The sequence below is a fragment of the Sphaerisporangium sp. NPDC051011 genome (assembly GCF_040653595.1).
Classification (GTDB): domain Bacteria; phylum Actinomycetota; class Actinomycetes; order Streptosporangiales; family Streptosporangiaceae; genus Sphaerisporangium.
Window position 1 is genome coordinate 65,011 of record NZ_JBFAGG010000018.1, and the last position, 22,828, is coordinate 87,838.

Genomic DNA, 22,828 nt, shown 5'->3' on the forward strand with positions numbered 1-22,828 from the left:
GTCAGTCCCAGTGTCGTGCACCGCCCGGCCCGAGCGGCACCGGACGGGCTTTTCTCCAGGTCAGGGGGTGGTCGTCCGGGTCGGTCTGCTCAGGGCCGGGGGGCTGGTGAGGAAGCCCCAGCCCCAGGAGAGGTGCATGGTGGCGTAGACGATCGGGAGGCGGGCCAGGACGTTCGCGGGGAGGCCGCGGCCGGTCAGCACCGAGCCGGCGAGGATCGCCACGACGTAGGCCGCGGGGATGAGGATGGCGGGCCAGAAGAACGGGGACACCAGCAGGCCGAGGAGCATCGCGGCCACGGCGACCGGCGGCGCGAGGTAGCGCAGGTTGATCGTGCCCTCGTGGGTGCGGGCGACGACCCGGCGCCAGCGGCCGTAGTGGAAGTACTGCTTGGCGAGGGCCTTGACGCTCGGCCGGGGCCGGTAGGAGACGCGCATGCGCGGCTGGAACCACACCAGGCCGCCGGTCTCGCGGATGCGGTGGTTCATCTCCCAGTCCTGCGCGCGCTGGAAGTGCTCGTCGTAGCCGCCGACCCGCGCCAGGGCCTCGCGGCGGAACACGCCGAGGTAGACGGTGTCGGCGGGCCCGGCCTGGCCTCCGGTGTGGAAGCGGGCGTTGCCCACGCCGATCTTGGACGTCATCGCGCACGCGACGGCCTTCTCGAACGGCGTGACCCCCTCGGCGGCCATGATGCCGCCCACGTTGTCCGCTCCGGTCGCTTCGAGCGTCTCGACCGCGACCTGGAGGTAGTCCTCCGGGAGCATGGCGTGGCCGTCGACCCGGGCGATGATCCCGTTGCGGGACGCCCCGATGGCGGCGTTGAGCGCGTTCGGCGTGCGTCCGGTGGGGTTGGGCACCACGACCACGCGGGGGTCCTCGGCCGCGAGGGCGTCGGCGACCTCCTGCGTGCGGTCCCGGGACGGGCCCACGGCGAGGACGACCTCGATCGGGCCGTCGTAGCGCTGCGCGAGCACCTGTCGTACGGCCTCACGCAGGTGGCGCTCCTCGTTGAGCACCGGCATGACGACCGAGATGGGCGGCCAGACGCGTGTGGTCCGGCTTGTTCGGGGCGAGTCGGGGAACTCCTTCATGGCGGCGCTCACGCTACTGTACGAGCGGGTGGGGACGGCAACCCACGGACGCGCGAAACGTCCTCACCGACGACGCGTTCTCGTCGACGAGGGGGACACCACGGTGAGCGACGACGATTCCGGCGTTGCCGTGGGCGCGGACTCCGGCGTCCAGGTGGGCGGCGACGCCTACGGCGGGGTGCGGCTCCCGCAGCGCCGTGGGAGGCGGTCGCGGGCCGGCGCGCGGGGCGTGATGGTGACCGGGGCCCTGTCCACCATGGTGCTGGCCGGGTCGGGCGCGCTCTGGTTCTTCTCGACGTACGCGACGAGCCAGATCAAATCGGTCGACGCGGGGACGGCCGGGTCGGACGCGCGAGGCGCGATGAACATCCTGCTGGTGGGGGTGGACAAGCGCGACGATCTCACGCGGAAGGAGCAGAACCGGCTGCACCTCGGCCACGAGGTGGGGCAACGCAGCGACACGATGATGGTGATCCACCTGTCGGAGGACCACGACAAGGTCACCGTGGTCAGCCTGCCCCGGGACAGTTGGGTGAACATTCCCGGCAAGGGCACCCACAAGATCAACGCGGCGTACTCCCTCGGCGGCGCGCCACTGGCCGTCCGCACCGTGAGCGAGGCCACCGGGCTGACCATCAACCACTACGTCGAGGTCAACGTGCTCGGCTTCATCAAGGTCGTGGACGCCCTCGGCGGCATCTCGGTCTGCACGCCCGTGGCCATCGACGACCAGCACACGAAGTTCAAGCTCGCGCCGGGGACGTACGAGCTCGACGGGGCGAAGGCGCTGTTCTACGCCCGCACCCGCGCCACGGCGCGCTCCGACCTCGACCGCATCGACCGCCAGCAGCAGGTGATCTCGGCGCTGCTGCACCGCGCGCTCAGCGGCGGCACCCTCGCCAACCCGGTGAAGCTGACCGCGCTGGTCAGGTCGACGCTGCAGACGCTGACGGTTGACGACGCGCTGTCCAAGGACCTGCTCGGGCTGGCCAACCAGCTCAAGGACGTCTCGACCGACGACGTCGCGTTCACCACCGTGCCGCTCGCGGACGTCAACTACAGGGCGCCCACCGGGGAGTCGGCGGTGCTGTGGGACAAGACGGCGGCCCGCGACCTGTTCCGGCGAATCGCCGACGACGAGCCGCTGGTCAAGCCCGCCGTCACCAAGTCCGCCACCCCCGGCCCGTCCGCGAGCTCGTCCGCGTCCGCGTCGTCGGCGTCGGCGGCGTCGCCCTCGCCGGACTCGGCGGACGCCTCCGCCGGGAAGGACCTGACCGTGCCGCCGGAGCGCATCGCGGTGCGCGTGGTCAACGGCACGTCCGTCACCGGCCTCGGCGCGCGGACCAAGGCGGACCTGCTGCTGGTGGGGTTCCAGGTGCCGTCCGCGCCGGGCGACACCGCGACCAGGAACTACACCGACTCCGTGGTCCGCTACCCGGCCGGGCGCGAGGACTCGGCGCGTACGGTCGCCGCCGCGATCCCCGGGGCCGAGATGCGCGAGGCCGACGTCGCGGGCGTCGAGGTGATCGTCGGCACGAAGTACTCGGGCGCGCGCGAGGTGCCGGTCAAGGAGGCGGTCGCGTCCCCCTCGACCTCTCCCTCGGCCTCGGACGCCCCGGTGGCCAGGACGGCGACGCAGAACATCTGCAAGAAATGACCGGTCCGTCCCGGCTTGGCGTCACCAGGTCTTGCCGGTGATGAGCTCGTAGGCCTCGACATAGCGGGCGCGGGTGGCCTCGACGATGTCGGCGGGGACCTCGGGCGCGGGGGCCTGCTTGTCCCAGCCCGTCCCTGCGGCCCAGTCGCGGACGAACTGCTTGTCGAAGCTGTGCTGTGGGCGCCCGGGCCGCCAGTCGGCGGCGGGCCAGAAGCGCGAGGAGTCGGAGGTCAGCAGCTCGTCGCCCAGCGTGAGCGTGCCGTCGGCGGACCGGCCGAACTCCAGCTTGGTGTCGGCGATGACGACGCCACGCTCGGCGGCGATCTCGGCGCCGCGCCGGTAGACCTCCAGGGTGGCGCGGCGGAGCTCCTCGGCGGTCTTGGCGCCTTCCTGGGCCGTCACGTCGTCGAAGGTGATGAACTCGTCGTGCTCGCCGAGCGGGGCCTTGGTGGTTGGCGTGAAGATCGGCTCGGGCAGGCGTGAGCCCTCGACGAGGCCGGACGGCAGCGCGACTCCGGACACCGAGCCGCGCGCCTGGTACTCCTTCAGGCCGGAGCCGGTGAGGTAGCCGCGCGCGATGCACTCCACGGACACCATGTCGAGCCTGCGGCAGCGCACGGCCCGGCCCGCGAACTCCGGGGGGACGTCGGTGGCCGAGATCACATGGTTGGGCACGACGTCGGCGAGCTGCTCGAACCACCACAGCGACAGCCGCGTGAGGATCTTGCCCTTGTCGGGGATGGGGGTCGGCAGGATCACGTCGTAGACGGAGACGCGGTCGGAGGCGACGAGGACGATGTCCCCGCGGTCCTCGTAGACGTCCCGCACCTTCCCGGAGTGGAGAAGCTTCACCCTGCCCCCTGCTCTGCGATCCCAGGCGGCCCTCCCGCCTCCCCAGCCGCTCTCAGGCTACCGCCGCCCGGCCCGCCGCCGTCCGCCAGCCCCCGTCCCCCGGTCCGCTCGACGCAGCGGCCCCGCGAACGCCCTCGGCCTCCGCGAGCCCGCGAACGCGCCCGGCCGGGCCCACGACCGGTGGTGACGGCCACCCGCGCGCGGCCGTGCCGGCTCCGCTACACCCGCGCGGCCGTGCCGGCTCCGCTACACCCGCGCGGCCGTGCCGGCTCCGCTACACCCGCGCGGCCGCGCGCAGGTCACGATCGAAGGCGGTGATGTCGTCCTCGGTCAGGGACGTGCGGGTGGCCGCGACGGCGTCCAGGTAGTCGGCGGTGACCCGCTCCGGGTCGGCGGGGGCCGCGGCCTGACCGTCCGCGCCCAGGTGGCGCTCGAAGGCCGTCTGCGCGGCCGTGCGGGCGGCGTACTCGATGTCGGCGGGGGTGAACCGCGCGCTGGCCTCCACCAGCCGGTCGAGGTCGACGTGCGCGAGGCGGTCGGGTCCGATGTACCGGGCCCAGATCGCCCGGCGTGCGTCCGCGTCCGGCGGGCCGATGGGGATCAGGTAGTCGAACCGTCCCGGCCGCAGGAACGCCGGGTCCATGCGGCGCACCGTGTTGGTCGCGCAGATCAGCAACCTGCGGTCGCGGCGGCGGAACACCGGGATGAGCTTGAGCAGCTCGTTGGTGATCCGGTGGGCCAGCGACGTGGGGTCGCGCCGCTCGGAGGCGATCTCCTCGGCCTCGTCGAAGAAGAGGACGACCTGGCCCAGGTGGTCGACGCGCGCGAAGAGCTGCCGCAGCGCCCCGGCCACCCCGTGCGGGTCGGCGGCGAGCTGGTACGGGAACACCTCCACGAACGGCCACCGCAGCCTCGAGGCGACCGCGCGGGCGAAGGTCGTCTTGCCCGTCCCGGGCGGGCCGAACAGCACGACGGCCCGGGGCGGCTCCAGATGGTAGTGCTCGGCGAGGTCCCGGTGCTCCAGCGGCATCACCAGCCTGCGCTCGATGATCGCCTTCTCGGCGTCCATGCCCGCGATGCGGTCCCAGAGGCCGGCCTGGGGGACGATCCCGCCGACCTGGTCGAGGATCGTCGCCTCCGCCGGCGCCGACGGCAGCGCCTTCTCGAAGTACGTCGTGTCGGGACGCCCGGCGTACCCGGAGTTGAGGAAGGCCGTCTCCCCCAGCTCGTGCGAGGGCAGCAGCGCGCCGACGCGGCGGACGCGGCGGTCGGTGAAGCTTTTCTCCAGGGCCGACAGCAGGCCCGATCCGATGCCGTGGTGCCGCCACTCGCGGTCGATGGCGAGCCGCAGCACCCAGGCGCGCTCCCCGGCGACGAGCGAGACGGCGACGCCCACCAGCGTCGCGCCGGCCGTCGCCACCACCGCGGGCATGCCGCCCCGGACGGCTCCGACGGCCTCGGCCAGCGTCACCACCGGCTCGGCGGCCGTGTCCCGGGACTCTTCGAGCAGGCGGACCACCTGGCCGAGGTCGTTCTCGTGCAGGTCGCGCACCTGCCACGGGGCCATCGCCGTTCCTCCTCGTCGCGTGGGTGCTGGTCGGGGGAAGTGGAGACCGTGCCCGAACCCCGTCTCCGCCAAACCGAACAAAGCCCAGCTCAAGCCCCAAGTACGGAGTGATTCTGGCAAAGCACAACATCGACACCGTGCCGGTCAAGACCCTAAGGTGATCCTGGATCATGGCATAAAACGCTGCCGCCCTCTCCACCGCAGGCGGTTTCGCCATGCCGGGGAAATGAATAAGGAGGTTCAATGCGACCGGCATTACCCAGGGAATCGTCCCCCGGTGGACCTCCGGTCAAGAGCCTGCACCGGTTCGGAAACCGTCCTTCGGGGCCCGCGCGCTCACCGCGATGATCACCGTTTTCCCCGGCGTCGCCTTCGACTGGGCGGCTCGGTTCGGAAGTCCCGCCGCCCTTTCGTTCCCCGGAGAAGAACGATGTTCGCCTCTGGTTTTCCCGGATGTCGGGGTCATGATCTCGTGCGTTGGTTGATTACCGGCACCCTCACCGTCGACATACGCATTGCCAACGAGGAGCACGTGTTATGCGCTTCAGTTCTCCGTACCGCCTGGCCTCGGCGCTTGGGGTGGGTCTCGCCGTCACCGTTGGCGCGGGTGCCGCCCTGGCGCCGGGCGCGCTCGCCGCGCCCGGCGCTCCGGGTACCCGGCCGTCGTTCTGCCAGCACGACAATCGCAGCACGCCGTTCGCGCAGTACCTGTGTGCCAAGCCTGGTGACCTGCTCGATGTCCGCATCGGCGACGTGCACCCGACCCAGCCGTCGCTGGGTTATGACGAGGTGTACTACAAGCTCGGCCGCTACACCCTCGGCAAGGACGCGATCAACAAGAAGTTCGACGACTGGTGCGAGGCCGATGGCCGGGTGGCGGCGGCGTCGGCGTCGCCCGGCGCGCGCCTGAACGACCCGTCCTCGTTCACGTGCCGGCTCCCGGTCGGCGCGGAGACGGCGGACAGCATCGCCGTCATGAAGACCGTCGTGATCGGTCCCGGCGGCGAGCCGTTCCTCACCGATGGGCACCACACGCTCACCTCCTTCTTCGAGAGCCCCGATGGTGGCGCCGACCTGCACGTGCGACTGCGGGTGCAGGCCAACCTGAGCACCCTCACCCGTCAGGCCTTCTGGAACGAGATGCGGGCGAACAAGTGGGTGTGGCTGCGCGGCCCCAACGGCGACCCGGTCAAGGTGAACAAGCTGCCGACCAGCGTGGGGCTGGCCAACTTCACCGACGACAAGTACCGCAGCCTGCTCTACTTCGGCCGCGACATCGGCTATGCGCAGAACGGGCTGCCGTTCCAGGAGTTCTACTGGGGTAGCTGGGTCCGCGACGCCAAGCCGATCGACCTGGCCAACTGGAACCAGAACGACCACGGCAGCTACCTGGCCACCGTCAGGGCACTGACCGAGGCGATCACCGCATTGCCCAAGAACACCGTCGTCGACAACGGCTTCACCGCCGCCCAGCTGGGCGCGCTGGGCCAGTGGAACGACGGCAAGGCCGCCAATAAGGGCGAGTTCGACAAGCTGAGCAAGCCGTACTCCGACGCCAAGCCCGGCAAGCTGGCGTACGCGCTGGAGTACAAGCGGGTGCACGGCCTGGGCTGAGGCCTCCGGGGCGAGTACGGCCGGGCCGTCGAGCGATCATGCTCGACGGCCCGGCCGCTGCGGTGCTGAGACTGACCCAGAGGGGCCGGCAGCGTCGGCTAAGGCGCGGGCTCCACTTGGACGGCGATGGTGACCGGGTCGGAGATCATGCCCTTCCTCGTCGACGTGATCAGTGCGGTGTACCAACCCTCGGCGGTGAAGTCCACCTGGCTGAGGTCGACAGCGAGGGTGGCGTTACCCGGGTTGGTGCCGGCGCCGACGTCGTTGAGGAATGCGGCGTCGTCGGCCGGACCCTGGCCGACCTGGTAGGCGATCGTGTGCCTGTTCACCGTGACTGTTGGAGCCTTCGCCGGTGTCGGGCCGGTGGTCTTGCCACCGACGGCGAACGTCGTGACCGCCGCGGCGTGGTCGCTGGCCCAGGCGTTGCGGGCGACATTTGTGGCCGAGGGCCAGCCGACCGTCAACGTGTGTGCCTCCTCGACGTGCAGGGCACCGCGGGTGTAGTGGACGTAGTCGATGCGGTCCTGCGGTTCGGGCTGCCCGTTGCCGTTGGTCGGGGTGACCGGTGACCAGGTGTTTCCGGGGTTGGCGGCGGGATCGGTGTTGGCCACCCGGAACGAGTCGGCCAGCCCGGCCTTGGTGAACACGTCTGGGACGGGCCAGTCGACAGCGCCTGCGTCGCAGTGCGAACCCGATGTGGCAGCGGTCCAGTCGGCACCCGAGGGCGAGGCCAGGTCGCCGAGCAGTATCACCGGCACGCTGCGCTTCAGGTCGTCCTTCATCGCTTGTGCCACCGCCTGCGCCTGCGCGTACCGAGTGGTCGACTTCTCGTGCGAGATCAGGGTCCCCGGGGCGGTCGCCCCGTCGAAGCAGGCGTTGTAGGGGCCGTAGTCGGACTCGTTGAGGTGGACGTCCCACACGTGGATCGGGTTGCCGTCAACGCTGATCGTCGCCGCGGCTGCCGGCGTCGAGTTGGTCGGGTACACCCGCTTCGCGGTCGTGAACGGGTAGGACGAGACGATGCCGAGGTCACCGGCCCCGTGGACCTGCCAGCCCAGCGCGGTCCCGACGGACTGCGCCATGGCGTAGCCGCCGTCCTGGAACCCAACGACACCAATGCCCTGCGAGGCGATCACGGCCAGGTTCTTCCCGGCCGCGTCGGTGACGCGCCGGCCGTTGTCCCAGGCGTTCCACGACGCGGTCTGGATTCGCGGGGCCGCGTGCAGCGCCACGACCGGCACCTCAACGAGGATGCGCGAGGTCGTGGTCCCGTTGGTCGCCGACACCGTGATCTCGCCGGCATGTTGCGGCACCGTGCCCGGGGCGGTCCCCCTGACGGTGCCGTCCGCGCTCACACTGAGCCACTCGTCACCCGAGACCTTGCTGAACTGCGTCGGCGCCGCGCCGTTCCACAGCCCGACCAGCGGCTGACTGATCGCCGCCGTGACCGGCACGCTCGGCAGGTGGAAGGTGTCGGTGACGAAACCCGCGGGCAGGCTCGACCACGAGCCCGGCTGCACCGACAGCTTGGTCCACTGTGCGTACAACGTGACGGTGCCGCCCTGCTCGGCGGTCAGGTTGTTGACGGTGGCCATGTCCTCATAGACGACCGGGCCTGTCGCGGTGGTGCTCCACCCGGCGAAGCGGAAGTGTTCGCGGGCGGAGCCGTTCGGCGCAAGCGCCGCAGCGTGGTCGTAGGAGAACGAACTGTCGTCCGTTGTGCCCCCGTCGGCGCCGTTGCCGTCGTAGTGGACCGTGTAGGTGTTCGGCGCGAACTGCGGGGTGAGCGTCACGTCCGCTGCCGGCATGGTGAAGGTGTTGTTGGCATTCACCGTCAGGCCTGCCGGAGTTTCGACCTGCCAACCCGCGAGGTGATATCCAGTGGTCGGCGCCGGGGTGAGTGTCACGGTGCCGCCCGGGGTGACCGAGTCCGCCGAAGCGGTCGCGGTGCCGTGCGCACCGGTGCCGAACGAGACCAGGTGCTGCCCCGTGCCGCGCCAGCGTGCGTAGAGCGTGACGGTCGCCCCGTCGGCCACGGCGAGGTTCGACACGCTCTCCCCGTCGCGGTAGACCACCGGCCCGGTCGGGCTTGTCGCCCAGCCGACGAAGCCGGCGCCGGTACGGGTGTAGCTGTTCGCCGTGAGGGGCGTGGACTGGTCGTAACCGATCTTCTGGTCCGGAGTGGATCCGCCGTCCGCACCGTTGCCGACGAAGTGCACGGTATACACGTTCGGGTCGAAGGTCGCCCGCACTGACACGTCCGTGGTGGGCATCGCGAACGTGTTGTCCGAGCTGATCGTCAGACCCGACGGGCTCTGAACCTGCCAACCGGCGAAGTGGTAGCCCGTCGTCGCGTTCTGGGTGAGCGACACCTTCGTGCCCGGGCCGGTCGCAGCGAAGTCGGCCGATGCCGATCCGTGGCCGCCGCTGGTGACCGTGATCGAGTGGTAGTTGGCCGGGTTCGTGGCGGCGTAGTCGTTGGCGATCTGCGTGGAACTGATCGGCTGGTCGTAGATGTTGAAGTCGTCGACCAGGCCGCTGGCCCAGGCATCGGGGTAGTCGCCGGTGAGCGTCACACCGCGGCCATCGGTGCCGATCCGGAACGGCAGGCCACCGTCGAGCGGATTGGTCGTGGTGTACTTGAGGGTGCTTCCGACCTGGGCGCCGTTTTCGTAGACCTTCAGGGTCTTGGCGGTGCTGTCGACGACGGCGCCGATGTAGACCCACTTACCCTTGATGTTGTCGAGGTTGGTGAGCCGGGCCGAGTTGCCGCCGATCAGCGCACTGAGCTGAGTGGTGCCGTTGAGGTTGTAGAGCAGCAGGCCACCGTAAGGGCCCGAACCCGACCGCCAGTCTTCGTTGCCGAAGAAGGCGCCGTCCTGGCTGGCTTCCGTCTCGTACAGCCAGAACTGGACGGACACGCCGGTGCTGCCGGGCTTGACGTTCGACGGTAGCGTGACGATCCGCGTGCCGCGGTAGAACTGCATCGCCTTGCCACTGATCCCGCTGGCATAGCCGGGCGTTCCCGTCCAGGTCGCGTTGTTGCCGTGGCCCGAGGAATCGACGACCGTGCTACCCGAGTCGTTGTCGAAGTCGTACGAGGCGACTGGCTGGACGTCTCCGGAAACCGTCGGCACCGATGCGCCGGCCGGCGTCGCCGACACGGTGAGCAGTGCGAACAGCATCGCACCGGCCGCGGTGACGGCGGTTGCCTTCCTTCCCCGCTTGATATGCATTGTCGTCTCCTCAGATCGTCGCAACGCGGCCGGCGTAGCGCTGGGTCCAGCCGGTTCCGGTGTCGGCGGTGATGATCACGTCGTAGTAGCCGTTTTTGGTGGGCCACTCGACGACGGTCGACTTGCCGCCGGCCACCCGGAGGGTCTGGTTGCCGCCGAGGTAGTCGTTGGCCGTCAACGAGTAGCGCACCGACTGCGACCCGTCGTTGCGCAGCGTGATCTTGACCGTCGCGGCGGAGCCGGCCACGAGGTCGACGTCGACACGCGGGATCCCGATGTTGTTCTGTCCGGCGGGCACAACCTGGCCGGCGAAGGAGCGGACGAAGCCGTCGTGGCCGTAGACCGAGAAGGCGTACTTTCCGTCGGTCTGCGTGACGTCCCAGGTGTAGCTCTTCGTGGCGCCCTGGCCGACGGTTATCGCGGTGTTGGCGAACGCCTGGTACTTGTCCGGGAAGACCTGCATGCTCAGCGTCTTGCCGGACGCGCCGCCATGAACGGACAGGTCGGCGCGGACGGTGCCGTTGACGCGGTCCTCGACGAGCACGCCGTGGCCGTGGAAGGGCAGCGGCAGGGGCTTGAGCTGCCCCGCGGGGTAGGTCGGCACGCTGGACGTGCTGAGCGTCAGCGGCTTGACGATCGGGCGAGTGAAGTCGATCGCACTGGTGAGGTCGCCGCTGATACCGCGGCGCCATCTGCTGATCGTGGTGCTCATCGCCGGCGTGCCGCGGTACGCCGTCCACGTCTCGAGGAAGCGGACGACGGAGGTGTGGTCGAAGACCTCCGAGTTGACCCAGCCGCCACGCGTCCACGGCGACACCAGAATCATCGGCACCCGAGGGCCATAGCCGATCGGGATGCTGCCGGCCCACTCAGCCGGCTCTCCCGGTTCGGGACGCGGCGGCAGGACGTGGTCGAACGCGCCGTCGTTCTCGTCGTAAGTGATGATCAGCAGCGTCGACTTCCAGAGCTCCTCGTTGGCCTGGAGGGTGTCGATCACCTTCTTGACGAATCGGCCGCCGTCGCCCGGACCTGCCGCCGGGTGCTCGGACCAGCCGTAGGGCGCGACGATGTACGACACGTCCGGCAACGGGTACTGCGCGTCGGGCCGGCACGCGGCAATGAACTCCTTCAGCACGCCGGCGAGGTTCGTGTCGGAGTTGTTGTTCGGGACACCGGTCGAGGCGTACGGGAACGAGTTGGCGCGCCACACCAGGCCGGTGCCGGGAGCGGTTTTGACCGGGTCGTTGAGGTTCGCGCTCGACGGGGTGAACGCGGCGAAGCCGCGGATCGGGTTGTCGGTGTAGTCGCCGACCCAGCTGTCACCGTTGTTGGTGTTGTCGACATAAATCCGCCAACTGACGCCCGCCGCCTGCATGGCCTCCGGGTAGGTCGGCCAAGCGCGGTTGCCGGAGGACTCGCCACCGTTGTTCGTCACACCGTTCGAGGTCCCCGTCCAGAGGAACAACCGATTCGGGGTGGTCGGGCCAGGTACCGAGCAGAAGCTCATGTCGCAGACCGTGAACTCCTGCGCCAGCGTCGCATGCACCGGCACCTCGTTCAGGTAGTAGTAGTGCAGGCTGTTGCTGCCCTTGTCCGGCACCCAGGTGTTCCAGCGGCCGCCGTTCGCGCCGTACAAATTGTGGTCGAACCCGTAGTTGCTGGCGGAGTGGAACGGCGTGACCACCTTGGAGCCGTTCGGCTGCTGGAAAACGGTCGTCCCGTCCTGGAAGCGCAGGGCCTGCTTGTCGTAGTGACCGCGCACGCCCGGCAGCTGACCGAAGTACTGGTCAAACGGGCGGTTCTCCTGCATGAGGATCACGACATGCTTCAGATCGGCCAGCGTCCCGGTGAAGCCCTCGGGCAGCACATAGTCGGCCGACGGCAACGGACCAGGTGACTTCACCGGCGCCGCTGCGGCCGGATCAGCGCCACCCACCGCAACGCCACCGACCGCCGCGGCCCCGGCGGCGAAGCCAAGGCCCTTGAGCACCCGCCGGCGTGTCGGCCGGAAGCCACTACCCCCGGCGGAGGCTCGACCCTCGCCATCCCCGGCGGTGCCGATGTAGCCGGGATCCTCTGTGGACATGGCGGTACCCCTTCTAACGCGATCGAAAACTCGGCGCAGTCCACCATTTGAAGTTGAACGGACGGGCGACCGCGAGTTCACCATGGCCGATCTCTCGACGAATATCTCCCGAGATGCGTGGTAACTACGCATTAGGCCGTCGGCGATCCGTTTGTCACCATTCGCAACGGGGAGAAGGGCGGGGACCGGTTCGTCACCCTGCGATCGGGCACCCAAGACGCGGTGAACACCTTCTCCATGCGCTCACAGGAAAAGGCCTGCCTGTGCGAGACCGTCAGGATGGCCGAGCGGCTCGGGCTCAGGTACGTCGGTTCCCGGCCTGATCTGGAAGGAGGCGATGACCGAGGCGAGACACAGGAGACCGGCTTCGCTCGGCCGGACGCCGGGCGCTTCGGCGGCTGCCGCGACGCCGGCCCGAACCGGCTCTCACGGAACAGGTACGAAACCGTGATCGTTCAGAGGTCCCGTCCGGACACGGCGAACCCCGCCTCCCGAGCATGGGAGGCGGGGTTCCTGCATGTCAGGGGCTACTTGAGGAGCTGGCGGGCCATGACCATGCGCTGGATCTGGTTGGTGCCCTCGTAGATCTGGGTGATCTTGGCGTCGCGCATCATGCGCTCCACCGGGTAGTCGCGGGTGTACCCGTAACCACCGAGGAGCTGGACGGCGTCGGTGGTGATCTCCATCGCGGCGTCGGAGGCGGCGCACTTGGCGGCGCTGGAGAAGAAGGTCAGGTCCGCGACCTTCTCGCCGTGCATGACGGCCTCGGACTTGGCCGCGGCGGCGTAGGTGAGCTGGCGGGCGGCCTCGAGCTTCATCGCCATATCGGCGATCATGAACTGGAGCCCCTGGAACTCGGCGATCGGCCTGCCGAACTGCTTGCGCTCCTTGACGTAGCCGATGGCGTAGTCGAGGGCGCCCTGGGCGATGCCGAGCGCCTGGGCGGCGATGGTGATCCGGGTGTGGTCCAGGGTCGCGAGGGCGGTCTTGAAGCCTGTGCCCTCCTCGCCGATCATGCGGTCCGCGGGGACGCGCACGTTCTCCAGGATGACCTGGCGCGTGGGCGACCCCTTGATGCCGAGCTTCTTCTCCTTGGCGCCGAAGCTCACGCCCTCGTCGTCCTTCTCGATCACGAAGGCCGAGATGCCCCGGGCCCCGGCGGCGGGGTCGGTGACGGCCATGACCGTGTAGAACTCCGAGACGCCCGCGTTGGTGATCCACATCTTGGTGCCGTTAAGCACGTAGTGGTCGCCGTCCCGGACGGCCCGGGTCTTCATCGCGGCGGCGTCGGAGCCGGCCTCCGGCTCGGACAGGGCGTAGGAGAACATACCCTCGCCGCCGGCCACGCGCGGCAGGTAGCGCTGTTTGAGGTCCTCGGAGGCCGACAGCAGCAGCGGCACGGTGCCGAGCTTGTTGACCGCCGGGATGAGGGAGGAGGACGCGCACGCCCGCGCGACCTCCTCGATGACGATCGCGGCGGCGAGCGCGTCGGCTCCGGCGCCGCCATACTGCTCGGGGATGTGGACGGCGTGCAGGTCGGCGGCCACCAGCGCCTTGTATGCCTCCCACGGGAACTCTGCGTTCTCGTCCACGGAGGCGGCGTGTGGGGCGATCTTCTCGTCGGCGAGCGCCCGAACGGTCTCGCGGAGCATGCGGTGCTCGTCACCGGGTGCGTACAGAGGGAAGCTCATAGACAAATAGTAGGACGTCCAACAATACGGGGACCGAACGGGGGTATATGGATAGCACCCTGGTGAAATGTCCGGTTTGTTCTGTTGCGGGAGCCAGGGGGGCCGGTAACATGCCTCGGCAACGTAACGGTAAAGATGGGGTCGACACAGGAACATGGAGGGAGCACGCTCGTGTCCTATCGCCTGACGGTCCTGGGGACCGGATACCTGGGTGCCACGCACGCGGCGTGCATGGCCGCTCTGGGGTTCGAAGTGCTCGGCCTGGACGTCGATCCGGGCAAGGTCGCCAGCCTGTCCGCGGGTGAGCTCCCCATCCACGAGCCGGGCCTGGAGGACATCCTCCGGCAGGGCCTCGCCTCCGGACGGCTCCGCTTCACCACCTCCTACGAGGAGGCGGCCGAGTTCGGCGACGTCCACTTCATATGCGTGGGCACGCCGCAGAAGAAGGGCGAGTACGCGGCGGACGTCTCGTACCTCGACGCGGTGGTCGAGTCCCTCGCCCCGCACCTCACCCGCGAGTGCGTGGTCGTCGGCAAGTCGACCGTACCCGTGGGCACCGCCCAGCGCCTCGCCGACAAGCTCGTACGCCTCGCCCCCGCCGGGGAGCTGGTCGAGCTGGTATGGAACCCCGAGTTCCTGCGCGAGGGCTTCGCCGTCCAGGACACCATGCGCCCCGACCGCATCGTGCTCGGCGTCGTCTCCGACAAGGCCGAGAAGGTCATGCGGGAGGTCTACGAGCCCATGCTGGCGGAGGGCACCCCGCTGATCATCACCGACTACCCGACCTCCGAGCTGGTCAAGGTCGCCGCCAACGCCTTCCTGGCCACCAAGATCTCCTTCATCAACGCCATGGCCGAGGTCTGCGAGGCCGCGCACGCCGACGTCAAGGACCTGTCGCTGGCGCTGTCCTTCGACGAGCGCATCGGCGGCCGGTTCCTCAACCCGGGCCTCGGCTTCGGCGGCGGCTGCCTGCCCAAGGACATCCGGGCGTTCATGGCCCGCGCGGGCGAGCTGGGCGCCGACCAGGCGCTCACCTTCCTGCGCGAGGTCGACGCGATCAACATGCGCCGCCGCGCCCGCATGGTGGACCTGGCGCGCGAGCTCGCCGGAGGCTCGTTCCAGGGCTGCACGGTCGCGGTGCTCGGGGCGGCGTTCAAGCCCAACTCGGACGACATCCGCGACTCCCCGGCGCTCGACGTCGCCGTGAAGATCCGCGAGCAGGGCGGCGACGTCACCGTCTACGACCCGGTGGCGCTCGTCAACGCGCGCAAGGCCCACCCCACGCTCGGGTTCGGCTCCTCGGCCCTGGACGCGGCCAAGGGCGCGCACGTCGTGCTGCTGCTGACCGAGTGGCAGGAGTTCATCGACCTCGACCCCGAGGAGCTCGGCGCGGTCGTGTCCGCCCGCAAGATCGTGGACGGCCGCAACGCGCTGGACGCCGAGACCTGGCGTGCCTCGGGCTGGCACTACCGCGCGCTCGGCCGCCCATAGCCGGGCCGCCCCAGGAACGCCACAGGGCCGCTCCCGTCCGGGGGCGGCCCTTTCACGTGGCCGTCAGGCCGGGTACACGCCGACTTCGAGGGCCGAGGCTTCGGCGTCGGGCTCCCGGCTTCCGGATCGCCCTCGGCGGGCCGTCAGCCGCCCAGGCCGGCGGCCTCGGCGCGCAGCCGCTCGCCCTTGGCGTGGGCCTGGTCCCGCAGGTCCGCCTGGAAGGCGGCCATCTTCGCCCGCAGGCGCTCGTCGGAGGCGGCCAGGACGCGCACGGCCAGCAGCCCCGCGTTCCGCGCGCCGCCGACCGCGACCGTGGCCACCGGCACCCCGGCGGGCATCTGGACGATCGACAGCAGCGAGTCCATGCCGTCGAGGTACTTCAGCGGGACCGGCACGCCGATCACCGGGAGCGGGGTCATCGAGGCCAGCATGCCGGGCAGGTGGGCGGCTCCCCCGGCCCCGGCGATGATGACGCGCAGGCCCCGCCCGGCGGCCTCCTCGCCGTAGGCGATCATCTCGCGGGGCATGCGGTGGGCCGAGACGACGTCGGCCTCGAAGGGGACGCCGAACTCCGCGAGCGCCTCGGCGGCGAGCCGCATCACGGGCCAGTCGGAGTCGCTGCCCATCACGATGCCGACCACGGGGCCGACCAAAGGGCCGACCATGGGGCCGACCTGGGGTGTGCCCGGCATCAGACGTACTCTCCCGTGGCGAGGTGGACGGCGGCGTGGCGGGCGCGGGCGCGCACCTCGTCCAGGTCGGTGCCGAGCGCGGTGACGTGCCCGATCTTGCGCCCCGGCCGGACCTCCTTGCCGTAGAAGTGGATCTTCACGCCGGGGTCGTGCGCCATGACGTGCTCGTAGCGGGCGAACACGTCGGGGTCGGCCCCGCCGAGGACGTTGGCCATGACCACGACGGGCGCGGCGGGGGCGGGCGAGCCGAGCGGCAGGTCGAGCACCGCGCGCAGGTGCTGCTCGAACTGCGAGGTGCGGGCGCCCTCGATCGTCCAGTGGCCGCTGTTGTGCGGGCGCATGGCCAGCTCGTTGACCACGAACCTGCCGCCGGGAAGCTGGAACATCTCGACGGCCAGCAGCCCGGTCACCCCCAGCTCGTTGGCGATCTTGAGGGCGACGTGCTGGGCGTGGGCCGCGTCTTCCGGGTCCAGGCCCGGAGCGGGGGCGATGACCTCGACGCAGATGCCGTCCTTCTGGACGGTCTCGACGACCGGGTAGCTGACGCCCTGGCCGTGCGGCGAGCGGGCGACCAGCACGGCCACCTCGCGCTCGAACGGGACGAACGCCTCGGCGATGAGCGCGGTGCCGGAGGCCAGCACCCCGGCGGCGTCGGCGGCCGACGCGCAGACCCACACGCCACGGCCGTCGTACCCGCCGCGCGTGGCCTTGAGCACGACCGGCCAGCCGTGCTCCTTGCCGAAGCCCTCGACGTCCTCGGCGGTGGACACGCGGGCCCACGCCGGGCAGGGCGCGCCGATCGCGGTGAGGCGCTCGCGCATCACCGCCTTGTCCTGGGCGTGCACCAGCGCCTCGGCTCCCGGGCGCACGGCCACGCCACGCGCCGTCAGTGCCTCGAGGTGGCCGGTCGGGACATGCTCGTGGTCGAAGGTGATCACGTCGCAGCCCTCGGCGAAGGCCTGGAGCACGGCGAGGTCGCGGTAGTCGCCAAGGCGCGTCCCGGCGATCACCCGGGCGGCGCTCTCGTCGAAGGAGTTGGCGAGGACGCGCAGCTCGACGCCGAGCGCGATGGCCGCCTGCTGGGTCATCCGGGCGAGCTGGCCCGCCCCCACCATGCCGACGACGGGGCCGACGACGGGGCCGATAGGAGCCACTTCCCTGCTGGTCGCTTCACTGGTCACAAGCCCAAACCCTACCGAGCGCGCTCAGATGGCCGTGATGTCGGCCGACCGACGCGGCACGCTGGGAGCCACCGCTCCAGGGCACACCATTGCGGACTGCGGCGCGGCATAGCGCACCACACCGGTTACTAGCCGTAAAAATCCGGACATTTCACACAACAGTATTTATGAGAGGTCTGCGGACTCGGCCCGCGGCTTACCTCGGCACCGGTAGCCTAAAGGGGTTTTCGACCCCAGGAAGGACCGTTGTGCAGCTCATACGTCGCTTGTATGACCGGTTCTCCTCGTTGTTGCACGAGGTCGCGAAGTTCGGAGCGGTCGGCGCCGTCGCGTTCGTCGTCGACTTCGGCGGCACCAACCTCATGCGGTACGGCGTCCAGCTCGGGCCGCTGACCTCCAAGGTCGTCGCCACCGTCGTGGCCGCCACGTTCGCCTATCTCGCCAACCGGTTCTGGACCTGGCGGCACCGCGAGCAGACGGGCCTGGCGCGCGAGTACTTCCTGTTCTTCGTGCTCAACGGCATCGGCCTGCTGATCTCGCTGCTGATCATCGGCTTCGTCGAGTACATGCTGGCGATGACCGACCCACTGAGCTACAACATCTCGATCATCATCGGCACCGCCCTCGGCACGCTGTTCCGGTTCTGGTCGTACAAGAAGTGGGTCTTCCTCCCGCCCGGCCTGCCCCCGGTCGACCCGCACACCGGCCTTCCCGAGACCGCCGAGCCCCCGCGCTCCACCGCCGGCGGGGTCACGTTCCAGGCCTTCGACCCGGCCCCGGCGAAGACCGTCAACGGCAAATCCCCCCGCCCGGGCTCCGGCGCGCCGACCTCGCGCCCATGAACACCTCGCGCCCATAGCGCGGACGGCGGCCCTCACGCGGGCCCGCTCACCACGCGGTGGCGCGCGTTCTCGTCGGCCGGGCGCAGGAACAGGGCGAACACCGCCGGTCGCGGCCGGACCAGCTCCAGGCGCCCGCCGTCGGATGCGGTCAGCGCCCGCGCCAGCGTCAGCCCCAGCCCGGTCCCGCCGGCGCCGCTGACGTTGCGGTCGAACACCCGGGCCCGCAGGTGCTCGGGGATACCCTGCCCCTGGTCGGCGACCTCGATCACGACCGATCTGTCGCCGTTGCCCGTCGTGATCGTCACCGGGCCGTCGCCGTGCTCCAGGGAGTTCTCCAACAGCGTCGAGACCACCTGGCTCAGCCCGCCCTTGCTGACCAGCGCGCGCAGGCCACGGGCCCCGTCCAGGTGCAGCGTGCGCCGGGACCTGCGGAACGCGGGCTCCCACTCGGTGATCTGCTGGCGCAGCACCTCGTCCAGGCTGATCGCCTCCGCCTGGGCATGGCGCTGCCGCCGGGCGGCGGCCAGCAGCTCGTCGATCACCGCCGTGAGCCGCTCGGCCTGGACGATGGCCGCCTCGCCCTCCTCGCGGACGATCGCCGGCTGGCCGGCCGCGGCCACGATCTCCTCCAGGCGCATGGTGAGCCCGGTGAGCGGGGTGCGGAGCTGGTGGGAGGCGTCCGTGGCGAACTCCCGCTCGCGGCTCAGCAGCTCGGCGAGGCGGGTGGCGCTGCGGTCCAGCACCTCGGCGACCCCGTCCAGCTCCGGTACGCCGTACCGGTGCCGGCTCGGCCTGGCCTCGCCGGAGCCCAGCCGCTCCGCCATCCTCGCCAGATCCTGGAGCGGCAGGGTCAGCCGGCGGGACTGCACGACGGCGAGCGACACCGCGACCGCGAGGGCCAACCCGGCGAGGGCGACGATGAGCATGAGCCATCCCCGGATGTTCCGCTCTACCTGGGCTCGGTCCCTAGATATGCGGACATAGACCCCGCTCTCCGAGTGGGTCTCCTCGGTCATCTGCCGATCGGGGGGCGGCTCCGTACCGACGATGACGGTCGGGCTGTTGCGGATGAAGATCTGGACGTATCTGTTCGGATACTGCCGCTGCAGCTCTTCGGGATCGATCGGGCGATCCTCGATACGGGCGTATTCCACCTGGCTGAGCAGCAGCGTCGCCTGTGCCCGGAGCTGCTGGACCGCCTCGTCGTCGATGAGACGAGTGACCACCAGCCCGAGTGGGACGCCCAGGAGCAAGACCGCGATGGCCGCGACCACCAAGGTCGAGGACAGCAACCTACGGCGCATCTAGCTGGATGCTATTCGCGCTCGAATCGGAAACCGACCCCGCGAACCGTCGTGATGTAACGCGGCTTGGCGGCGTCGTCCCCCAGCTTGCGGCGCAGCCACGAGATGTGCATGTCGAGTGTCTTGGTCGAACCCCACCAGTTGGTGTCCCAGACCTCGCGCATGATCTGCTCGCGCGTGACGACCTTGCCGGCATCACGGACGAGCACACGCAGGAGGTCGAACTCCTTGGTGGTGAGATGCAGCTCCTTGTCTCCCATCCAGGCACGCCGCGAGTCGGCGTCGATGCGCACGCCCTGGACCACGGGGGTCTCGGACGTGCCGCGCCGCAGCAGCGCCCGCACGCGGGCGAGCAGCTCGGCGAGCCGGAAGGGCTTGGTGACATAGTCGTCGGCCCCGGCGTCGAGGCCGACCACTGTGTCGACCTCGTCCACGCGAGCCGTCAGGATGAGCACGGGCGTGCCGTGCCCTTCAGCGCGAATTCGACGGGCGACCTCCAGCCCGTCCATTTCCGGTAGGCCGAGGTCGAGCACTATGAGGTCGACGCCCCCGGACAGAGCCCTCTCCAGGGCCTGCGGGCCGTCAGGGCTCACCTCCACCTGGTAGCCCTCACGGCGCAGCGCGCGCGCCAGGGGCTCGGAGATCGAGGTGTCATCCTCGGCGAGAAGTACGCAGGTCATAAAGCGATCGTAGGACCTTAGGCGATCGTTTCCCGGGTACAGCGCGCGGTTTGACTCGTCGTTGACCCACCAATTGACCTGGGCAAACACGGCGAAACCCGGATGAGCTCGCCCGCAGTGCCCTCACACATCCGCTGCACCATGCGTACCCTCCGCAACGGCTTCGACACGCCGGTGGGACGAATCACGAGACGGCTCTCCGGCCGCGGGCGAACCCGCGCGGGTCAGTCGGAGCTCTCGCCTCCGGGGACCCCGAGGAAGCGCTGGAGGTACAGGCCCTCACCGAGCGTGCTCAGCAACTGCAGCTCGGTCTCCAGGTAGTCGATGTGGTGCTCCTCGTCCTGGAGGATGTCCTCGAAGATGCGGGCCGAGGTGATGTCCCCCCGCTCGCGCATCAGGGCGATCCCCGGGCGCAGGCGGGCCACCACACCGAGTTCGAGCTGAAGATCTGACTCCAGCTGTTCCTTGACGGTCTGGCCGATGTGCAGCGTGCCGAGCTTCTGGTAGTTGGGAAGCCCTTCGAGGAAGAGGATCCGGTCGGTGAGCGTCTCGGCGTGCCGCATCTCGTCGATCGACTCGGCGCGCGTGTACGCGGCGAGCTTGGTGTAGCCCCAGTGCTCCTGCATCTTGGCGTGCAGGAAGTACTGGTTTATAGCGGTCAGCTCGGATGTGAGCTGCTCGTTCAGCAGAGCGATGATGTCCTTGTCCCCCTGCATGGGCAGACCCTCATTTCACGCGGTTGCGACAAGCTCCGTAGATCGGTTCAGAATCGCACAGATCTTGCGGACACATGTCGCGCAGTCCTTGCCCGCGCCCGTGATGTCGCGTACTTGGCGTGCCGTCCTCGCACCTGCGGCGATACAGGCGTGAACCTCGTTCTCCGTCACAGCCTCGCAGATGCACACGTACATGCTGAAAACGCCCTTCGGGGAATGGGGGAAAAAGTAAGCCTCACCTTAGCGGACCAAGGTAAGGCTTGCCTATGTGAGTTCCTCCACACTTACCCCCTATTGGGGGGCGCGGGCGTGCCCGTGAGCCGGGGTCAGTGACCCCGGGCGATCCATTTCTCCAGGTCAGGGGCCTCAGCCCCGATGCTGGTCTCGTCGCCGTGGCCGGTGCGTACCACCGTCTCCGGCGGCAGGACGAGCAACCGATCCCTGATCGAGCCGATGATGGTGTCGAACGAGGAGTACGACCGGCCGGTCGCGCCCGGCCCGCCCGAGAACAGCGTGTCGCCGCTGAAGACGGTGCCGAGGTCCGGCGCGTACAGGCAGACCGCCCCGGGCGCGTGACCCGGCGTGTGCAGCACGCGCAGGCCGGTCCCCGCGACCTCGATGACCTGCCCGTCCCGCAGCGGGTCGAACCCGCGGTCGGCGTACACCATGCGCCACAGCACCTCGTCGTCCGGGTGGAGCAGGATCGGCGCGCCCGTGGCGTCGGCCAGCTCCTCGGCCGCGTTGACGTGGTCGTTGTGGGCGTGCGTGCAGACGATCGCCTTCAGCCGCCGGTCGCCCACCGCCGCCGTGATCGCCGCGGCGTCGTGGGCTGCGTCGATCACCACCACCTCGCGCTCGTCGCCGACCAGCCAGACGTTGTTGTCGACGTCCCACGTGCCGCCGTCCAGCGTGAACGTCCCGGACGTGATCAGACGGCCGATGCCCGCCGTGCCGCTCACAGGACCACCACCGAACGCAGGACCTCACCGCGGTGCATCTTGCCGAACGCCTCCTCGACCTGGCCCAGCTCGATGGTCTCGGAGACGAACCCGTCGAGGTTCAGCCGGCCCTGCAGGTAGAGGTCGATCAGCATGGGGAAGTCGCGGCTCGGCAGGCAGTCGCCGTACCAGGAGGACTTCAGCGAGCCGCCGCGGCCGAAGACGTCCAGCAGCGGCAGCTCCAGCGTCATGTCCGGCGTCGGCACGCCGACCAGCACGACCGTGCCGGCCAGGTCGCGGGCGTAGAACGCCTGCCGGTAGGTCTCCGGGCGCCCGACCGCGTCGATCACGACGTCGGCGCCGTGGCCGCCGGTCAGCTCACGGATCGCCTCGACCGGGTCGGCGGTCCTGGAGTTGATCGTGTGCGTCGCGCCGAACTGTCCAGCCCAGTCCAGCTTGCGGTCGTCGACGTCCACCGCGATGATCTTCGCGGCACCGGCCAGCGACGCGCCGAGGATCGCGGCGTCGCCCACCCCGCCGCAGCCGATGACCGCGACCGAGTCGCCGCGGCCGACGTTGCCGGTGTTCAGCGCCGCGCCGAGCCCGGCCATCACGCCGCAGCCGAGCAGGCCCGCCACCGCCGGCCGCGCGGCCGGGTCGACCTTGGTGCACTGCCCGGCGGCGACCAGCGTCTTCTCGGCGAACGCGCCGATGCCGAGCGCCGGGCTGAGCGGGGTGCCGTCCTCCAGGGTCATCTTCTGGGTGGCGTTGTGCGTGTTGAAGCAGTACCACGGACGGCCGCGCAGGCATGCCCGGCAGTCGCCGCACACGGCCCGCCAGTTGAGGATCACATAGTCGCCGGGGGCCACGCCGGTCACGCCCGGCCCGACCGCCTCGACCACGCCCGCGGCCTCGTGCCCGAGCAGGAAGGGAAACTCGTCGTTGATCCCGCCCTCGCGGTAGTGCAGGTCGGTGTGACACACCCCGCACGCCTGGACGTTCACCACGGCCTCGCCCGGCCCCGGGTCCGGGACGACGACCGTCCGCACCGACACCGGCTCACCCTTACCTGCGGCGATCACGCCCTGCACTTCGTACGGCATGCTGACTCCATTCCATATTCATCGCTGTTCCGCGCGTGTCGACCAATGTGCGCCCTGGTGGAGGCGTCGACGGCGCTCACGACCCTGAC

18 protein-coding genes are annotated in these 22,828 nt (G+C 69.9%); 4 read left to right on the plus strand and 14 right to left on the minus strand.

Features of this window, described 5'->3' with window-relative positions:
- Positions 1–60: 60 nt before the first annotated feature.
- Positions 61–1,089 carry a glycosyltransferase family 2 protein gene (locus AB0H21_RS33200; RefSeq protein ID WP_358524976.1) on the minus strand — a complete coding sequence of 343 codons (1,029 nt, stop codon included), beginning with the start codon at positions 1,087–1,089 and terminating at the stop codon, positions 61–63.
- 103 nt (positions 1,090–1,192) lie between these two features.
- On the opposite strand from AB0H21_RS33200, the gene AB0H21_RS33205 reads away from it, so the two are divergent.
- Entirely contained in the window at positions 1,193–2,746 is a 1,554-nt protein-coding gene (locus AB0H21_RS33205; protein WP_358524720.1) for an LCP family protein, read from the plus strand.
- Positions 2,747–2,767: 21 nt separating this feature from the next.
- Here AB0H21_RS33205 and AB0H21_RS33210 read toward each other — a convergent pair whose 3' ends face one another.
- Positions 2,768–3,598, minus strand: a complete 831-nt coding sequence (locus AB0H21_RS33210; protein WP_358524723.1) for a phosphoribosylaminoimidazolesuccinocarboxamide synthase — start codon at positions 3,596–3,598, stop codon at positions 2,768–2,770.
- A gap of 274 nt (positions 3,599–3,872) precedes the next feature.
- Positions 3,873–5,165, minus strand: a complete 1,293-nt coding sequence (locus tag AB0H21_RS33215; RefSeq protein ID WP_358524726.1) for a bifunctional GNAT family N-acetyltransferase/ATP-binding protein — start codon at positions 5,163–5,165, stop codon at positions 3,873–3,875.
- 537 nt (positions 5,166–5,702) lie between these two features.
- Between AB0H21_RS33215 and AB0H21_RS33220 the strand changes: the two genes are divergently transcribed.
- A complete protein-coding gene (locus AB0H21_RS33220) occupies positions 5,703–6,779 on the plus strand; it encodes a ParB/Srx family N-terminal domain-containing protein (protein ID WP_358524729.1) in 1,077 nt (358 codons plus the stop codon).
- Between the two features lie 98 nt (positions 6,780–6,877).
- Here AB0H21_RS33220 and AB0H21_RS33225 read toward each other — a convergent pair whose 3' ends face one another.
- From AB0H21_RS33225 to AB0H21_RS33235, 3 genes are all read right to left on the minus strand, one after another.
- Positions 6,878–10,015, minus strand: coding sequence for an InlB B-repeat-containing protein (locus AB0H21_RS33225; RefSeq protein ID WP_358524731.1), 3,138 nt, complete (start codon positions 10,013–10,015; stop codon positions 6,878–6,880).
- Positions 10,016–10,025: 10 nt separating this feature from the next.
- Positions 10,026–12,101, minus strand: coding sequence for an alkaline phosphatase family protein (locus tag AB0H21_RS33230; protein WP_358524734.1), 2,076 nt, complete (start codon positions 12,099–12,101; stop codon positions 10,026–10,028).
- Between the two features lie 527 nt (positions 12,102–12,628).
- Positions 12,629–13,792, minus strand: coding sequence for an acyl-CoA dehydrogenase family protein (locus tag AB0H21_RS33235; protein ID WP_358524737.1), 1,164 nt, complete (start codon positions 13,790–13,792; stop codon positions 12,629–12,631).
- A 171-nt stretch (positions 13,793–13,963) separates the two neighbouring features.
- On the opposite strand from AB0H21_RS33235, the gene AB0H21_RS33240 reads away from it, so the two are divergent.
- Positions 13,964–15,283 carry a UDP-glucose/GDP-mannose dehydrogenase family protein gene (locus AB0H21_RS33240; protein ID WP_358524740.1) on the plus strand — a complete coding sequence of 440 codons (1,320 nt, stop codon included), beginning with the start codon at positions 13,964–13,966 and terminating at the stop codon, positions 15,281–15,283.
- Between the two features lie 143 nt (positions 15,284–15,426).
- Here AB0H21_RS33240 and purE read toward each other — a convergent pair whose 3' ends face one another.
- Both purE and AB0H21_RS33250 read right to left on the minus strand, forming a co-directional pair.
- Positions 15,427–15,975 (minus strand): 5-(carboxyamino)imidazole ribonucleotide mutase, encoded by a 549-nt coding sequence (purE, locus tag AB0H21_RS33245; protein ID WP_358524742.1) that lies wholly within the window; start codon positions 15,973–15,975, stop codon positions 15,427–15,429.
- A complete protein-coding gene (locus AB0H21_RS33250) occupies positions 15,975–17,120 on the minus strand; it encodes a 5-(carboxyamino)imidazole ribonucleotide synthase (RefSeq protein WP_358524978.1) in 1,146 nt (381 codons plus the stop codon). The genes purE and AB0H21_RS33250 overlap by 1 nt, the downstream gene beginning before the upstream one ends.
- A 284-nt stretch (positions 17,121–17,404) precedes the next feature.
- Between AB0H21_RS33250 and AB0H21_RS33255 the strand changes: the two genes are divergently transcribed.
- On the plus strand, positions 17,405–17,998 hold the full coding sequence (locus tag AB0H21_RS33255) for a GtrA family protein (protein WP_358524745.1): 594 nt from the start codon (positions 17,405–17,407) through the stop codon (positions 17,996–17,998).
- 32 nt (positions 17,999–18,030) lie between these two features.
- Here AB0H21_RS33255 and AB0H21_RS33260 read toward each other — a convergent pair whose 3' ends face one another.
- From AB0H21_RS33260 to AB0H21_RS33285, 6 genes are all read right to left on the minus strand, one after another.
- Entirely contained in the window at positions 18,031–19,302 is a 1,272-nt protein-coding gene (locus AB0H21_RS33260) for an ATP-binding protein (RefSeq protein WP_358524747.1), read from the minus strand.
- A gap of 11 nt (positions 19,303–19,313) precedes the next feature.
- The gene (locus AB0H21_RS33265; protein WP_030451323.1) at positions 19,314–19,982 is read right to left on the minus strand and encodes a response regulator transcription factor; all 669 of its coding nucleotides are present in this window, start codon (positions 19,980–19,982) and stop codon (positions 19,314–19,316) included.
- Positions 19,983–20,206: 224 nt separating this feature from the next.
- Complete coding sequence (gene bfr, locus AB0H21_RS33270; protein ID WP_358524752.1) at positions 20,207–20,698, minus strand: bacterioferritin; 492 nt, start codon at positions 20,696–20,698, stop codon at positions 20,207–20,209.
- A gap of 15 nt (positions 20,699–20,713) precedes the next feature.
- Positions 20,714–20,893, minus strand: coding sequence for a (2Fe-2S)-binding protein (locus AB0H21_RS33275; protein WP_114031390.1), 180 nt, complete (start codon positions 20,891–20,893; stop codon positions 20,714–20,716).
- A gap of 131 nt (positions 20,894–21,024) precedes the next feature.
- Positions 21,025–21,657 (minus strand): MBL fold metallo-hydrolase, encoded by a 633-nt coding sequence (locus tag AB0H21_RS33280; protein WP_358524754.1) that lies wholly within the window; start codon positions 21,655–21,657, stop codon positions 21,025–21,027.
- Positions 21,654–22,739 (minus strand): S-(hydroxymethyl)mycothiol dehydrogenase, encoded by a 1,086-nt coding sequence (locus AB0H21_RS33285; protein ID WP_358524757.1) that lies wholly within the window; start codon positions 22,737–22,739, stop codon positions 21,654–21,656. The genes AB0H21_RS33280 and AB0H21_RS33285 overlap by 4 nt, the downstream gene beginning before the upstream one ends.
- Between the last annotated feature and the right edge of the window lie 89 nt (positions 22,740–22,828).

Excerpts from the sequence above, each read along its gene's own strand:
- AB0H21_RS33200 (WP_358524976.1), bottom strand. The coding sequence starts at position 1,089 with ATGAAGGAGTTCCCCGACTCGCCCCGAACAAGCCGGACCACACGCGTC.
- AB0H21_RS33215 (WP_358524726.1), bottom strand. The coding sequence starts at position 5,165 with ATGGCCCCGTGGCAGGTGCGCGACCTGCACGAGAACGACCTCGGCCAG.
- AB0H21_RS33220 (WP_358524729.1), top strand. The coding sequence starts at position 5,703 with ATGCGCTTCAGTTCTCCGTACCGCCTGGCCTCGGCGCTTGGGGTGGGT.
- AB0H21_RS33225 (WP_358524731.1), bottom strand. The coding sequence starts at position 10,015 with ATGCATATCAAGCGGGGAAGGAAGGCAACCGCCGTCACCGCGGCCGGT.
- AB0H21_RS33230 (WP_358524734.1), bottom strand. The coding sequence starts at position 12,101 with ATGTCCACAGAGGATCCCGGCTACATCGGCACCGCCGGGGATGGCGAG.
- AB0H21_RS33235 (WP_358524737.1), bottom strand. The coding sequence starts at position 13,792 with ATGAGCTTCCCTCTGTACGCACCCGGTGACGAGCACCGCATGCTCCGC.
- purE (WP_358524742.1), bottom strand. The coding sequence starts at position 15,975 with ATGCCGGGCACACCCCAGGTCGGCCCCATGGTCGGCCCTTTGGTCGGC.
- AB0H21_RS33260 (WP_358524747.1), bottom strand. The coding sequence starts at position 19,302 with ATGCGCCGTAGGTTGCTGTCCTCGACCTTGGTGGTCGCGGCCATCGCG.
- AB0H21_RS33265 (WP_030451323.1), bottom strand. The coding sequence starts at position 19,982 with ATGACCTGCGTACTTCTCGCCGAGGATGACACCTCGATCTCCGAGCCC.
- bfr (WP_358524752.1), bottom strand. The coding sequence starts at position 20,698 with ATGCAGGGGGACAAGGACATCATCGCTCTGCTGAACGAGCAGCTCACA.
- AB0H21_RS33275 (WP_114031390.1), bottom strand. The coding sequence starts at position 20,893 with ATGTACGTGTGCATCTGCGAGGCTGTGACGGAGAACGAGGTTCACGCC.
- AB0H21_RS33285 (WP_358524757.1), bottom strand. The coding sequence starts at position 22,739 with ATGCCGTACGAAGTGCAGGGCGTGATCGCCGCAGGTAAGGGTGAGCCG.